The 16135-nt window shown below is 67.9% G+C and carries 15 protein-coding genes; 5 read left to right on the top strand and 10 right to left on the bottom strand.

Features of this window, described 5'->3' with window-relative positions; all coding sequences use genetic code 11:
• The first annotated feature begins 14 nt into the window (after window positions 1–14).
• The 3 genes from RG19_RS01305 (at window position 15) to RG19_RS01295 (ending at window position 4607) form a co-directional block, all read left to right on the top strand.
• Window positions 15–1847 (top strand): DUF885 domain-containing protein, encoded by a 1833-nt coding sequence (locus tag RG19_RS01305; protein WP_058833680.1) that lies wholly within the window; start codon window positions 15–17, stop codon window positions 1845–1847.
• A gap of 85 nt (window positions 1848–1932) precedes the next feature.
• Window positions 1933–3294: a sigma 54-interacting transcriptional regulator gene (locus RG19_RS01300; protein ID WP_058833679.1), complete on the top strand. Its 1362-nt coding sequence runs from the start codon at window positions 1933–1935 to the stop codon at window positions 3292–3294.
• Window positions 3294–4607, top strand: coding sequence for a sensor histidine kinase (locus tag RG19_RS01295; RefSeq protein WP_058833678.1), 1314 nt, complete (start codon window positions 3294–3296; stop codon window positions 4605–4607). Before RG19_RS01300 ends, RG19_RS01295 begins: the two co-directional genes overlap by 1 nt.
• 117 nt (window positions 4608–4724) lie before the next feature.
• On the opposite strand, the gene glmU is transcribed toward RG19_RS01295, so the two are convergent.
• The gene (glmU, locus tag RG19_RS01290; RefSeq protein WP_058833677.1) at window positions 4725–6095 is read right to left on the bottom strand and encodes a bifunctional UDP-N-acetylglucosamine diphosphorylase/glucosamine-1-phosphate N-acetyltransferase GlmU; all 1371 of its coding nucleotides are present in this window, start codon (window positions 6093–6095) and stop codon (window positions 4725–4727) included.
• A gap of 128 nt (window positions 6096–6223) precedes the next feature.
• Between glmU and RG19_RS01285 the strand changes: the two genes are divergently transcribed.
• Window positions 6224–6607: a GtrA family protein gene (locus tag RG19_RS01285; protein ID WP_058833676.1), complete on the top strand. Its 384-nt coding sequence runs from the start codon at window positions 6224–6226 to the stop codon at window positions 6605–6607.
• A gap of 345 nt (window positions 6608–6952) precedes the next feature.
• On the opposite strand, the gene RG19_RS01280 is transcribed toward RG19_RS01285, so the two are convergent.
• From RG19_RS01280 to RG19_RS01240, 9 genes are all read right to left on the bottom strand, one after another.
• A complete protein-coding gene (locus tag RG19_RS01280) occupies window positions 6953–7378 on the bottom strand; it encodes a F0F1 ATP synthase subunit epsilon (protein WP_058833675.1) in 426 nt (141 codons plus the stop codon).
• Window positions 7379–7436: 58 nt separating this feature from the next.
• Window positions 7437–8864 (bottom strand): F0F1 ATP synthase subunit beta, encoded by a 1428-nt coding sequence (gene atpD / locus RG19_RS01275; protein ID WP_058833674.1) that lies wholly within the window; start codon window positions 8862–8864, stop codon window positions 7437–7439.
• Between the two features lie 110 nt (window positions 8865–8974).
• On the bottom strand, window positions 8975–9838 hold the full coding sequence (gene atpG, locus RG19_RS01270; RefSeq protein WP_058833673.1) for a F0F1 ATP synthase subunit gamma: 864 nt from the start codon (window positions 9836–9838) through the stop codon (window positions 8975–8977).
• A 124-nt stretch (window positions 9839–9962) separates the two neighbouring features.
• Window positions 9963–11513, bottom strand: a complete 1551-nt coding sequence (atpA, locus tag RG19_RS01265) for a F0F1 ATP synthase subunit alpha (RefSeq protein WP_058833672.1) — start codon at window positions 11511–11513, stop codon at window positions 9963–9965.
• 96 nt (window positions 11514–11609) lie between these two features.
• Window positions 11610–12137 carry a F0F1 ATP synthase subunit delta gene (locus RG19_RS01260; protein WP_058833671.1) on the bottom strand — a complete coding sequence of 176 codons (528 nt, stop codon included), beginning with the start codon at window positions 12135–12137 and terminating at the stop codon, window positions 11610–11612.
• A gap of 2 nt (window positions 12138–12139) precedes the next feature.
• The gene (locus RG19_RS01255; protein ID WP_058833670.1) at window positions 12140–12610 is read right to left on the bottom strand and encodes a F0F1 ATP synthase subunit B; all 471 of its coding nucleotides are present in this window, start codon (window positions 12608–12610) and stop codon (window positions 12140–12142) included.
• Window positions 12611–12716: 106 nt separating this feature from the next.
• On the bottom strand, window positions 12717–13007 hold the full coding sequence (atpE, locus tag RG19_RS01250; RefSeq protein ID WP_058833669.1) for a F0F1 ATP synthase subunit C: 291 nt from the start codon (window positions 13005–13007) through the stop codon (window positions 12717–12719).
• 76 nt (window positions 13008–13083) lie between these two features.
• Window positions 13084–13902: a F0F1 ATP synthase subunit A gene (gene atpB / locus RG19_RS01245; RefSeq protein WP_058833668.1), complete on the bottom strand. Its 819-nt coding sequence runs from the start codon at window positions 13900–13902 to the stop codon at window positions 13084–13086.
• Window positions 13903–13929: 27 nt separating this feature from the next.
• A complete protein-coding gene (locus tag RG19_RS01240) occupies window positions 13930–14295 on the bottom strand; it encodes a hypothetical protein (protein ID WP_058833667.1) in 366 nt (121 codons plus the stop codon).
• Window positions 14296–14974: 679 nt separating this feature from the next.
• On the opposite strand from RG19_RS01240, the gene RG19_RS01235 reads away from it, so the two are divergent.
• Entirely contained in the window at window positions 14975–15910 is a 936-nt protein-coding gene (locus RG19_RS01235; protein WP_058833666.1) for a TonB-dependent receptor, read from the top strand.
• The last annotated feature ends 225 nt before the right edge of the window (window positions 15911–16135 follow it).

Here is a 16135-nt window from a genome sequence, read left to right as displayed (position 1 = left end):
ACGAGTAGATCCCCATGCGCTTCCCGATGCCCACCCTCGGTCCCGCACTCGCGTTGGCATTCGCCCTCGTCGGCTCCGCTGCCTGCTCCGGCAACGACGGCCATCCGCACCACGTGGCGGGTCGCGACCGGGAGGATGCCGACGTGCGTATGGCGATGCTGGCCACACTGATCGATGCGCACTGGGCAAGCTATCTGCGCGACTGGCCGGAACATGCCTCGTTCGGTGGCGACGATCGCGGCAACGCCCGTTGGGGCGACGCCTCGCCGGACGCCCTCGCCCGTCAGGACGCCGAGGCGCGCGCCTTGCTCGCCCAGCTGCAGGCCCTCGACGACGACGGCTTCTCCGACACCGCGCGCACCAACAGATGGATGCTCATCGATCGCCTGGAGGGCGAGGTTGCTGCGTATCGGCTGGGCCTGTGGATGATGCCCCTGGACCAGTTCAGGGGCATGCATCTGGCGCTGCCGGCGATGGCGGGTACGTTTCCGTTCGCCAGTACCCGCCACTACGAGGACTACGCCGCACGCCTGGAGGGCCTGCCTGCCGTGCTCGCCGCCATCACCGAGCGCGCGCGCCTGGGCATGCGCGCCGGACTGGTCCCACCGCGCCACCTGATGGACGCGCTGGTGGCGCAGACCGAGGCGATCGCCGCACCCGCCGGCCTGGATAACGCATTCGCGGGCGCCGTGCGGACATTTCCCGACAGCGTTCCCCAGGCAGAACACGCGCGGCTGCGCGACGCGGTGCTGGCGGCGATCGACGCGCACGTGCGCCCGGCCTACCGCGATCTCGCCCGCTTCATCGAGACCGAATACGCGGCGGCCGGCCGGCTCGAACCCGGCATCTGGTCGCTGCCCAACGGCGAGGCGCTCTATCTCGACCAGGTCCGCCGGCTGGCATCCACCGACATGGCGCCCGCCGACATCCATGCGTTGGGCCTGCGCGAGGTGGCACGCATCGAGGCGGAGATGACGCGGATCGCCCACGACCAGGGCCATCCGGACCTGGCTTCGATGCGCGCCGCAATGCGCGACGATCGTACGCGTTACGCGACCTCGCGCGAACAACTGCTCGACCTGTACCGGCACCACGTCACCCGCATGGCGCCCCGGCTGCACGAACTCTTCGGTTTGCTGCCCGAAGCCCGCGTGGATGTCGCCGCCGTGCCCGCGCATTCCGAAACGACCTTCTCGGCCGCGGCCTATGTTCCCGGCACCCCCGACGGCCACCGGCCGGGCACGGTCCTGGTCAACACCGGCGACTTCGCCAGCCGCTCCCTGTCCACGGTCGAGGCCACCGCCTACCACGAGGGCATTCCTGGCCATCACATGCAGATGTCGATCGCCCGGGCCCTGCCCGACCTGCCCGCGTTCAGGACCCGGGCGGTGCATCTGGCCTTCGTCGAAGGCTGGGCGCTGTACTCGGAGCACCTGGCCAAGGAGCTCGGTTTTTACGAGGATCCCGACAGCGACTACGGCCGCCTGGCGCAGGCATTGACCCGGGCCAATCGCCTCGTCCTCGACACCGGCGTTCATCACCTGCGCTGGGACCGCGCGCGAATGGTCGCCTGGTTGCGCACCCACTCCGATGCCGACGAGCCGGACTTGCAGGCCGAGGTGGACCGTTACATCGTCTGGCCGGGACAGGGGCTGGCCTACAAGATCGGCGAGCTGAAGCTCATCGAGCTCCGGCAGCGCGCACAGCAGGCGCTGGGCGCCGGCTTCGACCTGCGCGGCTTCCACGACACCGTGCTCGGTAGCGGCTCGATGCCGCTGTCGCTGCTCGAAGTCCGCATCGACCGCTGGATCGCGCAGCAGCAGATGGCAGAGGAACGCCCCGGCTGACGACGACGATGCCGGCCCTTCCGCCACTACACTCTTCCTGCCGGACACGCGTTGCCCGGCCTGCCCGCAGCACACCCTGATGCCCATGCCCACGATCCTCGTCATCGACGACAACCCCGCCGTCGCCACCGCGCTGGAGGTGCTGTTCTCGCTGCACGACATCCACACCGTGCACGCGGACTCGCCCGAGGCCGGCCTCGCCGTCCTGGCGCGCGAACCGGTCGACCTGGTGGTCCAGGACATGAACTTCCGCACCGACACCACCTCGGGCGACGAGGGCACCGCCCTGTTCGGCGAGATCCATGCCCGCCACCCGGACCTGCCGGTGGTGCTGCTGACGGCCTGGACCCATCTCGAATCCGCAGTGGACCTGATCCGTGCAGGGGCGGCCGACTACATCGCCAAGCCCTGGGACGATCACAAGTTGGTGACCACGGTGTCCAACCTGCTCGAACTCTCCGCCAGCCGCCAGGAGCTGGGCCGGCACCGGGCGCGTGCCCGGCGCGAGCGCCACGCGCTCGAACGCGACCACGATCTGCGCGGCATGGTCTGGGCGGATGCGGCGAGCGAGCGCGTGCTGTCCCTGGCGATCCAGGTGTCGCGCTCGGAGCTGCCGGTCCTGGTGACCGGGCCCAACGGTGCGGGCAAGGAGAAGATCGCCGAGATCATCCACGCCAACTCCGCCGTCCGCGACGGTCCGCTGGTCGCACTGAACTGTGGCGCGCTGCCCGCCGACCTGATCGAGGCGGAGCTCTTCGGTGCCGAGGCCGGCGCCTACACCGGTGCGAACAAGGCCCGCGAGGGCAAGTTCGAAGCCGCCGACGGCGGCACCCTGTTCCTCGACGAGATCGGCAACCTGCCCCTGGCCGGGCAGATGAAACTGTTGCGCGTCCTGGAAACCGGCCGGTTCCAGCGCCTGGGCTCCAACCGCGAGCGCCAGGTCCACGTGCGCGTGGTCAGTGCGACGAACGCCGACCTGCCGACCCTGATCGACGACGGGCGGTTCCGCGAAGACCTGTACTACCGTCTCAACGCGATCGAACTGAAGCTGCCGCCGCTGGCCGAACGGCCGGACGACATCCTCCCCCTGGCGCGGCACTTCCTGCCCGCCGACAGGCACCTGCTCCGCACCACCGAGCAGGCGCTGCTGCGCCACCGCTGGCCGGGCAACGTCCGCGAGCTGCGCAACGTGGTGCAGCGTGCCGCGCTGCTGTCGCCGGACCCGGGCATCGACGCCGACGCCCTCGGCCTGCCGAGCACGCGTACGGCACCGCCGGGGCGCGGCCAGCGCGAGACCACCGAATCCATCGCCGAGCCCGATCGCGCCGACATCGAGGCGGCGCTCGAGCGGGCGGACGGCGTGCTCGCCCAGGCGGCCTCCGAACTCGGCCTGTCCCGGCAGGCCCTGTACCGGCGCATGGACAAGCTCGGCCTGCGGCGCGACTGATGCGACGGCCGCGACTGCCGCTGGGCGTCCGGCTGACCGGCCTCGCGGCCGGCTTCGCGATCGGCACCGCGCTGCTCGCCGCCTGGCTGACCTACTGGCTGCTGCCCTGGGCTGCGGTCCTCGTCGCGACCGCAGCCCTGCTGCCGGTCCTGGCCTGGCAGGTGCAGCGCCAGCTCGGCCCTGTGCGTGCCCTGTTCCGTGCGCTTTCCGGGGCTGTCACCGCGTACCGCGACGGCGACTACAGCTTCGGCATCCGCTGGGACGGCCGGGGCGAACTGGCCGAACTGGTCGATGCCCACAACCGCCTCGGCGACGTCTTGCGCCAGCAGCGCAATACGCTCGTGCAGCGCGAGCTCCTGCTCGACACCATGGTGCAGAACACGCCGGTGGCGATGATCCTGCTCGATGCGCAGCAACGCGTGGTGCTGGGCAATCTCGCCGCACGCAAATTGCTGGGCGACGGCAAACGCCTGGAAGGGCGCGACTTCGATGCGTTGACGGCGGCGCAGCCGGAGGCGTTGTGCGAGGCCCTGACGCGGGGCGGCGATGGCATGTTCGGCGTCGGTGACGCCGACGACGAGGACATCTACCACCTGTCCCGGCGGCAGTTCCGCCTCAACGGACGCCGCCACGATCTGATCCTGCTGCGCCTGCTCACCGCCGAGTTACGGCGGCAGGAGGTCCAGACATGGAAGAAGGTGATCCGGGTGATCAGCCACGAGCTCAACAATTCGCTGGCGCCGATCGCCTCGCTCGCTCACTCCGGCGCCGAACTGCTGCGCCGTGGCCAGATGGAACGGCTGCCCGGGGCGCTGGCGACGATCGAGGAACGCGCGCGTCACCTGGAGGGCTTCATCCGCGACTATGCGCGCTTCGCCAAACTGCCGGCACCGCGCCTGGAGACGATACCGTGGCGGCGTTTCGTCGAGCGCCTGCGCGACCAGGTGGCATTCGCGCTGGAAGGCGAGCGCGACGCCGAACTGCGCCTGGATGCGGCGCAGATGGAGCAATGCCTGATCAACCTGCTGCGCAACGCGCACGAATCCGGATCGCCGGCCACCGACGTCGGCCTGTCGCTGTCGCGCCTGCCCGACGCCTGGCGGATCGAGGTCCTCGACCGCGGCAGCGGCATGAACGACGCGGTGCTGGCGAACGCCTTGCTGCCGTTCTACTCGACCAAACGCAACGGCACCGGTCTGGGGCTCGCCCTCGCGCGCGAGATCTGCGAGGCCCACGGCGGCCGCATCGCCCTGCAGAACAGGACCGGCGGCGGCCTTTCGGTCCGCCTGCTCTTTCCCGTCACACCGTCCTAGCATCGCGTCCTGCGTCGCAGGGCAGCAGGACGATCCGCGCCCGCCATCCGATCAGCGCGCACCGGGATCGGCGAACGGCGCCACATCCCGCCCGCGCGACGCCGCGAGGGTGCGTCCTCAGCGCTTCTTGGGGCGCGTCCAGCCTTCGATCGTGCTCTGCCGCACACGGGCGACGGCCAACGTACCCGGGGCCACGTTCGCGGTGATCGTGGAGCCCGCGGCCGTGGTGGCACCCTCGCCGATCGTCACCGGCGCCACCAACGACGCGTTGGAGCCGATGAAGACCCCGTCGCCGATCACCGTCTTCCACTTGTTCACGCCGTCGTAGTTGCAGGTGATCGTACCGGCGCCGATGTTCACCGAAGCGCCGATCTCGGCATCGCCCAGGTAGGTCAGATGATTGGCCTTGCTGGCCACGCCGACGGTGACGTTCTTGGTTTCGACGAAGTTGCCGATGCGGGCGCCATCGGCCAGCACCGTCCCGGAGCGCAAGCGCGCGAACGGCCCGATGGTCACCGAACCTTCCGCCCGCACGCCTTCGAGATCGCAATGCGCGTGGACTTCCGTGCCTTCGCCCAGGCCGACGTCCTTGAGCCGGCAGAACGGCCCGACGCGCACGCCCTCGCCCAGTTCCACCCGGCCTTCGAGGATCACGTCGACATCGAACTCGACGTCCGGCCCCACCACCACCTCGCCGCGGATATCCACCCGCGCCGGGTCGGCGAAGCGTGCGCCCTGCGCGCACAGCGCCCGCACCGCTCGCCGCTGGAACGCGCGCTCGAGCTGGGCGAGCTGCCAGGCGTCGTTCGCACCCTCGGCTTCCAGCGGGTCCGCCACGGCGACGATCTCGGCCGCGGTGAACTCGCCCGCGGCGAGTGCGAAGATGTCGGTCAGGTAGTACTCGCCCTGCGCATTGTCGTTGGAGATCGTGCCGAGCCAGCGCTTGAGCGCGGTTGCTTCGGCCGCCACGATGCCGGTGTTGACGATCCGGATCCGACGCTGCTCGTCGTCGGCGTCCTTGTGCTCGACGATCGCGGCCACGTGGCCTTCGGAGTCGCGGACCACACGGCCGTAACCGCTCGGATCTTCGAGATCGGCCACCAGCACCGTCAGCCGCGCTTCGCGCTCGCCCGCCAGCAGATTGCGCAGCGTATCGGCGGTGATCAGCGGCACGTCGCCGTACAGCACCAGCACCCGTGCGCCGTCCGGAACCTCCCCCATCGCCTGCGCCACCGCATGGCCGGTGCCGAGCCGCTCGCGTTGCTCCGCCCACACCAGGTCCATCTGGTCGGCGAACGCCGCCCGGACCTGGTCGCCCCCGTGGCCGTAGACGATATGGATCGCCTCGGGATCGAGCGTGCGCGCGGTCGCGACGACATGCGCCAGCATCGGTCGGCCCGCGATCGCCTGCAGGACCTTGGGTCGCGAGGACCGCATCCGCTTGCCTTCGCCGGCAGCGAGGACGATCACGTGGAGAGGAGCGGTCATGGGGGCAACCTTCTGCTGTTCGACAGTAATCGCGGAATTCTAACGGGCCGCGCTGTTAGCATCGCGCCTGCCCCGTGCCAGGGCGTCCATCGCGCCCTTTCCTCGTCTCACACGCCCACGAGCCGCCCTTGAGCCTCGCCCGACAATCGCGCAGCTACCTGATCATCGGCGGCGTGCAGTGGCTGCTCGACTGGGCGGTCATGGTCGGGCTGAGCCATCTCGGCTTGCCGGTCCGGCACGCCAATATCGTGGGCCGGATCTGCGGCGCCCTGCTCGGTTTCTGGATGAACGGTCGCTTCACGTTCGCGGGCGAAGGGACCGCAGTCGGCCGCGTGCAATTGCAACGCTTCCTGGTCATGTGGGTCACGACCACGCTGGTCAGCACCTGGGCCATCGGCCAGATCGACGACTATCTCGGCCTGAAATGGGCCTGGCTGGCGAAGCCGCTGGTGGAAATCGCATTGGGGCTGATCGGGTTCGTCATCTCGCGCCAGTGGATCTACAGGCGCTGAGCACGGGGCGCTGCGCCCGCACCCGCATCTGCTTGATCACTGCGCGCGAAGCGTCACCGGATCGGGCCCGGTGCGTCGGCACCTGCTCGGGTGTCCGCCCACGACCCGTCGCGACTCCCCTGAGCGGCTTCGTGGAAACCACTGAATCGAGGCGCAGTGCGGTCAGCGTCACACCGGCTCGCAGACCACATCGCGTCCGGATGGCTACTGCGGTACCGGCAAAGGTCTGCGAGAAGGGCGATTCGGCGTTCGACGGAGTACACGGCCGAACAGACGAAGCGTCGACGATGCAACGAAAAACGCCGGCGCATGGCCGGCGTTCTTCTCGGAAGCGCTGCTGCGCCCTCAGTGCTTGAGGTTCTTGCGCAGCCGTTCCAGCGCCTGCAGCTGCGCCGAGACCTCGGCCAGCTTCTGCTGCGCTTCGGCGATGTCCATCGCCTCGCCGCGACCGGCGATGACGCGCTCGGCGTCTTCCTTCGCCTTCTTCACCGCAGCCTCGTCGATGTCGTCGGCGCGGATCGCGGTATCGGCCAGGATCGTCACCACCTGCGGCTGCACCTCGAGGATGCCGCCCGAGATCGCGAAGTCGAGCTTCTCGCCGTTGGCCTGGGTCACCACGACCTTGCCGGGCTTGAGCCGGGTGATCAGCGGTGCGTGGCGCGGCGCGATGCCGAGCTCGCCGAGCTCGCCGGTGGCCACGATCAGGGTGGCTTCGCCGTGGAAGATCTCGGCTTCGGCGCTGACGATGTCGCAACGGATGGTGCTGGTCATAAGTAAATGCTCTTCTGCCTGGCCCCCTCTCCCGGTCGCGGGAGAGGGCGCACGCGGATCAGGCCTTCTCGGCGATCTTCTTGGCCTTCTCGACGGCTTCGTCGATGGTGCCGACCATGTAGAACGCCTGCTCGGGCAGGTGGTCGTACTCGCCGTCGACGATGCCCTTGAAGCCGCGGATCGTGTCCTTCAGCGACACGTACTTGCCCGGGGCGCCGGTGAAAACTTCCGCCACGTGGAACGGCTGGCTGAAGAAGCGCTCGATCTTGCGCGCGCGCGACACGGCCTGCTTGTCTTCTTCCGACAGCTCATCCATGCCCAGGATCGCGATGATGTCCTTCAGCTCCTTGTACTTCTGCAGGGTCTGCTGGACGCGCTGCGCGGTGCTGTAGTGCTCGTCGCCGATGACCAGCGGATCCATCTGGCGGCTGGTCGAATCCAGCGGATCCACCGCCGGATAGATACCCAGCGAGGCGATCGAGCGCGACAGGGTCACGGTCGAGTCCAGGTGGGCGAAGGTCGTCGCCGGCGACGGGTCGGTCAGGTCGTCCGCGGGCACGTACACGGCCTGGATCGACGTGATCGAACCGGTGCGGGTCGACGTGATGCGCTCCTGCAGCACGCCCATTTCCTCGGCGAGCGTGGGCTGGTAGCCCACCGCCGACGGCATGCGGCCCAGCAGCGCCGAGACTTCGGTGCCGGCTAGGGTGTAGCGGTAGATGTTGTCGACGAAGAACAGCACGTCGCGACCCTTGCCGGAGGCGTCCTTCTCGTCGCGGAAGTACTCGGCCATGGTCAGACCGGTCAGCGCGACGCGCAGGCGGTTGCCCGGCGGCTCGTTCATCTGGCCGTAGACCATCGCCACCTTGGACTCCTTCGGGTTGTCCTTGTTGACGACGCCCGACTCGATCATCTCGTGATAGAAGTCGTTGCCTTCGCGGGTGCGCTCACCGACGCCGGCGAACACGGACAGACCCGAGTGCGCCTTGGCGATGTTGTTGATGAGCTCCATCATGTTGACGGTCTTGCCCACGCCGGCGCCGCCGAACAGGCCGACCTTGCCGCCCTTGGCGAACGGGCACATCAGGTCGATGACCTTGATGCCGGTCTCGAGCAGCTCGGTGCCCGACGCCTGCTCGTCGAAGCTCGGCGCGTCACGGTGGATTTCCCACGTGGTGTCGGCGTCGACATCGCCCGCCTCGTCGATGGGCGCGCCCAGCACGTCCATGATGCGACCCAGCGTGCCTACACCGACCGGCACCGCGATGCCGCGGCCGGTGTTGTTGGCGACCAGGTTGCGCTTGAGGCCGTCGGTCGAGCCGAGGGCGATCGCGCGCACGATGCCGTCGCCGAGCTGCTGCTGGACTTCCAGCGTGATCGCGGTGCCGTCGACCTTCAGTGCGTCGTACACCTTCGGCACTTCGTTGCGCGGGAACTCCACGTCGACGACCGCGCCGATGATCTGAACGATCTTGCCCTGACTCATGTTGGTTTCCTCTGAACTCAATATCTGTTGTAGGAGCGCGCCGTGCGCGCGATTCGCAGGTCGCGGACCAGGCCCCGATCAGGGGGCGTGCGCCGCTCCTACAGAAGCCGTCAGACCGCCGCGGCGCCGCTCACGATCTCGGAGATTTCCTGGGTGATCGCCGCCTGGCGGGCCTTGTTGTAGACCAGATTCAGCGTGTCGATCATCTTGGTCGCGTTGTCGCTGGCCGACTTCATCGCCACCATCCGCGCAGCATGCTCGGAGGCCACGTTCTCCATCACCGCCTGGTAGACCAGCGATTCGATGTAGCGCGTGAGCACGTGCTCGAGCACGGTCTCGGCATCGGGCTCGTACAGGTAATCCCAGTCGTGCTTGACGATGGACTCCTCGGCCGGCGGCAACGGCAGCAACTGATCGAACGCGGCCCGCTGCGTCATGGTGTTGACGAAGTCGTTGTAGGCCAGAAACACGCGATCCAGCTTGCCTTCGTTGTAGCCGTCGAGCATGACCTTGATCACGCCGATGAGCTGCTCGACTTCCGGGGTGTCGCCCAGGTGGGTCACGCTGGCCAGCATCTGCACCTTCAGCCGGCGGAAGAACACGGTCGCCTTCTGGCCGATGGTGACCACGTCGACCTCGACGCCCTTTTCCTGCCAGCCGCGGATCTCGCCGAGCAGCTTGCGGAACAGGTTGTTGTTGAGGCCGCCGGCCAGGCCGCGGTCGGACGACACGATCACGTAGCCCACCCGCTTGGGTTCCGGGCGCTCGACCAGGTACGGATGCTGGAACTCCGCATTCGCCTGGGCGAGGTGGCCGATCAGCTGCTTCATCGCGCGCGCGTACGGACGCGACTGCTTCATCCGGTCCTGCGCCTTGCGGATCTTGGAGGCCGAGACCATTTCGAGCGCGCGCGTCACCTTGCGGGTGTTCTGCACACTCTTGATCTTGGTTTTGATTTCTCTGCCGCCTGCCATCTCGCTCGCTCCGCTCGCCGGGTCTGCTGGGGGTCGGGGCCGGCCGCTGGGCCAGTCCCGTCGCACCACCACACCCTAGTTGTTACGACCTGTTGTTACGACTGCGCCAACGCGGACCGCGACCTCAGTAGGAACCGGTCTGCTTGAAGTCCGCGATGCCCTTCTTGAAGGCCGCTTCGATCTCGTCGTTCCAGGCGCCCGAGCCGTTGATCTTCTCGACCAGCGCGCCGTCGGTGTTGTCGAAGTGCGCATGCAGGCCTTCCTCGAAGGCCAGCAGCTTGGCGACCGGCACGTCGTCGAGGAAGCCCTCGTTGACGGCGTAGATCGTCAGCGCCTGGTGGGCGATCGACATCGGCCGGTACTGCTTCTGCTTCATCAGTTCGGTCACGCGCTGGCCGCGCTCGAGCTGCTTGCGGGTCGCTTCGTCGAGGTCGGAGGCGAACTGCGCGAACGCCGCCAGCTCGCGGTACTGCGCCAGCGAGATGCGGATGCCGCCCGACAGCTTCTTGATGATCTTGGTCTGCGCCGAACCACCCACGCGCGACACCGAGATACCGGCGTTCACCGCCGGGCGGATGCCCGCGTTGAACAGGTCGGTCTCGAGAAAGATCTGGCCGTCGGTGATCGAGATCACGTTGGTCGGCACGAACGCGGACACGTCGCCGGCCTGGGTCTCGATGATCGGCAGCGCGGTCAGCGAGCCGGTCTGGCCGGTGACCTTGCCTTCGGTGAACTTCTCGACGTAGTCGGCCGACACGCGCGCGGCGCGCTCGAGCAGACGGCTGTGCAGGTAGAACACGTCGCCCGGGTAGGCTTCACGGCCCGGCGGGCGCTTGAGCAGCAGCGAGATCTGGCGATAGGCCACGGCCTGCTTGGACAGGTCGTCGTAGACGATCAGCGCGTCTTCGCCGCGGTCCATGAAGTACTCGCCCATGGTGCAGCCAGCGTACGGCGAGATGTACTGCATTGCGGCCGACTCGGACGCGGTCGCGGCGACCACGACGGTGTGGGCCAGCGCGCCGTTCTCTTCGAGCTTGCGCACGATGTTGGCGACGGTCGAGGCCTTCTGGCCGATCGCCACGTACACGCACTTGATGCCGGTACCCTTCTGGTTGATCACCGCATCGATCGCCATCGCGGTCTTGCCGGTCTGGCGGTCGCCGATGATCAGCTCGCGCTGGCCGCGGCCGATCGGGATCATCGCGTCGACCGACTTGTAGCCGGTCTGCACCGGCTGGTCGACCGACTGGCGCCAGATCACGCCCGGAGCGACGCGCTCCACCGGCGCGGTCAGCGAGGCGCCGATCGGGCCCTTGCCGTCGATCGGCTCGCCCAGCGCGTTCACCACGCGGCCGAGCAGTTCCGGACCCACCGGCACTTCGAGGATGCGGCCGGTGGTCTTGGCCACGTCGCCCTCGCGCAGGTGCTCGTAGTCGCCCAGCACCACGGCGCCGACGGAGTCGCGCTCCAGGTTCAGCGCGAGTGCGAAGGTCTCGTTGGGCAGTTCGATCATCTCGCCCTGCATCACGTCGGCCAGACCGTAGATGCGCACGATGCCGTCGGACACGGACGTCACCGTGCCCTCGTTGCGCGCTTCGGCGGACAGCTTGACCTTCTCGATGCGGCTCTTGATCAGTTCGCTGATTTCAGAGGGGTTGAGCTGGGTGCTTGCCATTTCCGGATCCTCGAGCGCACCAGCTTCGATGGCGCGCGGTAGATGAAACTGTGGTGGGCGCGGGGTGCCGCTTCGTGAACGGCGTCCGCGTCCCGATTACTGGCTCAGGGCCGACTGCAGGCGCGCGAGCTTGCCGCGCAGCGAACCGTCGATGACCACGTCGCCGGCACTGATCACCGCGCCACCGATCAGGGCCTCGTCGACCGCGGTTTCCACCTGCACCTCGCGGCCGAAGCGGCGCTTGAGGGCATCGCGGATGGCCTGCAGCTCGCCATCGGGCAGCGCCGATGCCGAGGTCACCGTGGCCCGCACGACGTGCTCGGCCTCGGCGCGCAGGTCTTCGTAGAGACCGGCCACCTCGGGCAGCAGCACCAGGCGGCCGTTCTCGGCCAACAGGCCGAGAAAGTCGCGGACGTCAGCCTGCGCATCGTCCGGCGCGACCAGCGCCACGGCGGCATCGTCGGTCAGTCCGGGATTACCGAGCAGCGGACGGACCTGAGGATCGGCCGCCACGCGTGCGGCGAACGCCAGCGCGTCCGACCATGCCGCGAAAGCATCGGCGTCGCGGGCGATGCCGAACGCGGCACGGGCGTACGGACGGGCGAGGGTGATCTCGAGGCTCACGCTCAGATCTCCGCCGCCAGCTCGTCGAGCAGCGCCTTGTGGGCGTTGGCGTCGATCTCGCGCTTGAGCAGCTTCTCGGCGCCGGTCACCGCCAGTACGGACACCTGGCGACGCAGGTCTTCGCGGGCACGGTTGGCCGACGCCTCGATCTCCGCATCGACGAGCGCCTTCTGGCGCGCGCCCTCGGCCTGCGCCTCGGCACGTGCCTGCTCGACGATCTGGTTGGCGCGCTGGTGGGCCTGGTCGATGATCTCGTTCGCCTTGGTGCGCGCGGTCTTGAGCTCGTCGTTGACCTGTTCCTGCGCCTGGGCCAGCGCACGCTGGCTGTTGTCGGCGGCGGCGAGGCCTTCGGCGATCTTCTGCTGGCGCTCTTCGATGGCCTTGAGCAACGGCGGCCAGACCTTGGTTGCGATCAACCAGATCAGGGCCGCGAAGGACAATGCCTGCGCCAGAAGGGTCAGATTGATGTTCATGGGTGTGCCACTGCCTGTGGTGATGGTCCGGGCATGCGCGGCATGCCAGCTGTCATCCTGGAAGGCGAGCGGCGCTCACGCCGCCCGCTTCCTCGCACCGGCTGGATCAGCCGCCGATCTGCGCAGCGACCGGGCCGATGAACGGCGAGGCGAACGCGAACAGCAGGCCGACCGCGACCGAGATGATGAACGCGGCGTCGATCAGGCCGGCGGTGATGAACATGCGGACCTGCAGCACCGGGATCAGTTCCGGCTGGCGGGCGGCCGACTCCAGGAACTTGCCGGCCATGATGGCCAGGCCCAGACCGGCGCCCAGCGCGGCCAGGCCGATCATGATGCCGACGGCCAGAACGGTCGAAGCCTGGATCTGGGCGAAAGAGGTCAGAGCGATTTCCATGGTTTTCTCCGGAACGGATGGTGCGAGGGTTGAATGGTGAGGGTGTTACGAAACGAGAGGACTGCAGCGTCGGCCGTCAGTGCGCGTCTTCCGACAGGCTCAGGTAGACGATCGACAGCATCATGAAAATGAAGGCCTGGAGCGGAATGACCAGCAGGTGGAAGATCATCCAGCCGAAGCCGAACACGGCGCCGCCGAGCATGCCGATCAGGCCTGCGCCGCCGAGCACCCAGATCAGCAGGAACACGATCTCGCCGCCGAACATGTTGCCGAACAGTCGCATCGCCAGCGAAATGGGCTTGCTCACCCACTCGACGATGTTGAGGATCAGGTTGAACGGCATCATCCACTTGCCGAACGGCGCGGTGAGGAACTCCTTGGAGAACCCGCCCAGGCCCTTCGCGCGCAGCGCGAAGAACAGCATCAGGAAGAACACGCTGATCGAGATGCCCAGCGTCGCGTTGACGTCGGCGGTCGGCACCGGCTTCCAGTAGTTCACGCCGACCATCGACAGCGGCACCGCGAAGAAGTCCGCCGGGATGAACTTGAGCATGTTCATCAGCAGGATCCAGAAGAACAGGGTGATCGCGATCGGCGTCACCAGCCGGCTGGAGCCGTGATAGGTGTCGCGCGCCTGGCGGTCGACGAACTCCAGCATGATCTCGACGAAGGCCTGCCACTTGCCGGGCACGCCCGCGGTCGCCTTGCGGGTGCCGAGCCAGAACAGCACGGTGATGATCAGACCCAGCGTGAGCGAGGTCAGGAAGGTGTCCAGATTCAGCGACCAGAAGCCGTCGGTGGCCTGCGCGCCACGCACCCCATCCTCGGCGTAGACGAGGTTCTGGAGATGGTGCTGGATGTAGCTGGTGGGGGTCTGTTCCGCCTCGCCGGCCATGTGCCTGTCCGCCTCTTTATGTACCGATCAACGGCTGGCCATGGCCAGCATCTGTGTCACCAGGGCCACGATGACGCCCGTCATGGCGGCCACGGGGGGCAAACCGCCCACACCCACGACCAGACCCAACACGACCACCACCACCGCCCACTTCGCCAACACCCCGACCACGATCCGCGCGATCGCGCCCGCGGCCGGATTGACGCCTCCCCCCAACGCGATCACGCTGGACAGCCAGCCGCCGATCGCAACCGCCCCGCCTCCTGCCAGCGCCGCCAGCGCCCAGGGCACCCCCTTCAAGAGGAAGGCCGAGGCCACCAGCGCCACCGCGATCGCCTGCCAGACGATTGCGCGCTGCGCCAGTCGCCGACCCGCAGCGACGGAAGTCAACACAAGCAAGAGTCCTGCAACGATGGGCGTACAGCGGTCGGGCAATCCGGGATGTCGTCGAAACCGTCCCGCGAAGCCGCAAAAGTATAGCAGTCGCTTCGATTTGCGGACAACCGGCGGAAGTCGCGCCGAACGGATGTCCACCGCGCCTGGCCTGAAGACATCCACCGCGACAGGACGCCGGTCACAGTCCCGGGCCGGGTTGCCGCATTCAGCACGATATCTGCGAGTTGGGCGGAACTTGTGGTCGCCGCGGCGGTCCATGTCATCGCGGCCTGCACCCTTCCTCGTCGATCCAGTGCCAGGCCCCACCCGAAGCCCCGGCCCCACCGGGGCTTCTTCTTGCGCGAAGCCTGCCCGTCGACGTTCCGCTCGGCCGGTCGGACATGCCTCACCTGCGCGACCGACGCCACCCTGAGGCATCGCCCCCCGCCGCCTGTCCGCACCAGGCTTCGCCGGTGCGAGTCCGCCCGACATGCCGGGCCCGGGAGCAACGCGCGATACCCGAGCAACCGCGATGCGTCCCGCACAGAGCGCAGGAAGACCTGTCCTGCCCATTCCTCCATACGCCACCGTCTTCACGGGAAGACGACCTCCCCAGCCTCGACACTTGTCGCACGGCGCCGACCTCTGCTCCGCCGCTCCCCCGATGCCTACAACACAACAAGACCCCGAGGTTTCCATGCCCGCACCCGCCACCCGCGCCCTGTCTCTTTCGCTGCTTGCCGCCATCGCCGGGCTTGTCGCCCTGCCGGCGGCGCACGCGCAGGACAATGCGCGCGACGACCGCTTCACCCTGCGCCTGAGCGCGTTCTACCCCGAAGCTCAACTGCGTTTTTCAGGCGACGGCACCGCCACCGACGGCACCGAAAGCGCCACGTTCGGTGGCGCAGAGACGCTCGACGTCGGCAGTCGCTGGCGCCCGCGCGGTGCGCTCGGCTTCCGCATCAGCGACCGTCAGGCGCTGGTGGGCAACTATTACGATTACGCCCGCACCAACAGCTGGGGCCTGGATGCCGACTCGCTGAATCCCGGCAATTTCTTCGACGAAGTCGATCTTCCCGACTTCCCCGTCGACACGCCGGCCGTGGACCTCAACGGTCGCGTGAACTTCAGCCTGGCCAGCCTCAACTACGAGTACTCCTTCATCAGCAACGAGGCCTTCCAGTGGGGTCTCGGCCTGGGCGTCACCTACGCCGAGCTCGAAGGGCGCGCCAATGTGAACTGGTCGGGCACCGATGAGATCGATGCCGGCGAGGAGTCCTACCGCTGGAAGCGCAGCGGTCTGTCGCCGGGCCTGCACACCCGCCTGACTTGGCGCCCGAGCGACAGCTGGCGCGTGGGCCTGGAAGGCCAGTATATGGACACCCGCTGGGGCAACTTTCTCGACGAGCGCGGCCATTTCGAACGCGCCGGCCTGATCGTGGAATACCTGCTGACCGAGCGCTTCGGCATCCACGTCGGCTACGACTGGTTCCGCCTGAAGCTCAAGGACAACTACACCGCGTCCTTCGATGCGGTCCCCGAAGTGGGTGTGGACCCGATCCGCGTCCAGGGCGAACTGCAGGGCCAGCTCAAGGTCCACGGCCCGATGGCGGGCGTGACGTTCCGTTTCTGATCGACCGTTCCGGCACGAAGCACGACGAGGCCGCGGCACAAGCCGCGGCCTTTTTTATTTGCGGCACATATCGGCCTGCACCGCGCGCTCGATTTGAACGATCTCCCTGCTTGCGGGACAGATAGCGGCATGGGCCGAACGCGACGCGAGGTCGCCCTACCGCGATGTCTGCCCACGACGTTCCTGATCGATACGCTTGAGCCGCGCGCCCTGCTGGCCGGATCT

The organism is Luteimonas abyssi, assembly GCF_001482195.1.
Taxonomy (GTDB): Bacteria; Pseudomonadota; Gammaproteobacteria; order Xanthomonadales; family Xanthomonadaceae; genus Luteimonas; species Luteimonas abyssi.
The sequence above is the reverse complement of the archived record's forward strand: the minus strand, read 5'-3'. Positions and strand labels throughout refer to the sequence as shown.

Excerpts from the sequence above, each read along its gene's own strand:
- RG19_RS01305 (WP_058833680.1), top strand. The coding sequence starts at position 15 with ATGCGCTTCCCGATGCCCACCCTCGGTCCCGCACTCGCGTTGGCATTC.
- RG19_RS01300 (WP_058833679.1), top strand. The coding sequence starts at position 1,933 with ATGCCCACGATCCTCGTCATCGACGACAACCCCGCCGTCGCCACCGCG.
- RG19_RS01295 (WP_058833678.1), top strand. The coding sequence starts at position 3,294 with ATGCGACGGCCGCGACTGCCGCTGGGCGTCCGGCTGACCGGCCTCGCG.
- glmU (WP_058833677.1), bottom strand. The coding sequence starts at position 6,095 with ATGACCGCTCCTCTCCACGTGATCGTCCTCGCTGCCGGCGAAGGCAAG.
- RG19_RS01280 (WP_058833675.1), bottom strand. The coding sequence starts at position 7,378 with ATGACCAGCACCATCCGTTGCGACATCGTCAGCGCCGAAGCCGAGATC.
- atpD (WP_058833674.1), bottom strand. The coding sequence starts at position 8,864 with ATGAGTCAGGGCAAGATCGTTCAGATCATCGGCGCGGTCGTCGACGTG.
- atpG (WP_058833673.1), bottom strand. The coding sequence starts at position 9,838 with ATGGCAGGCGGCAGAGAAATCAAAACCAAGATCAAGAGTGTGCAGAAC.
- atpA (WP_058833672.1), bottom strand. The coding sequence starts at position 11,513 with ATGGCAAGCACCCAGCTCAACCCCTCTGAAATCAGCGAACTGATCAAG.
- RG19_RS01255 (WP_058833670.1), bottom strand. The coding sequence starts at position 12,610 with ATGAACATCAATCTGACCCTTCTGGCGCAGGCATTGTCCTTCGCGGCC.
- atpE (WP_058833669.1), bottom strand. The coding sequence starts at position 13,007 with ATGGAAATCGCTCTGACCTCTTTCGCCCAGATCCAGGCTTCGACCGTT.
- atpB (WP_058833668.1), bottom strand. The coding sequence starts at position 13,902 with ATGGCCGGCGAGGCGGAACAGACCCCCACCAGCTACATCCAGCACCAT.
- RG19_RS01235 (WP_058833666.1), top strand. The coding sequence starts at position 14,975 with ATGCCCGCACCCGCCACCCGCGCCCTGTCTCTTTCGCTGCTTGCCGCC.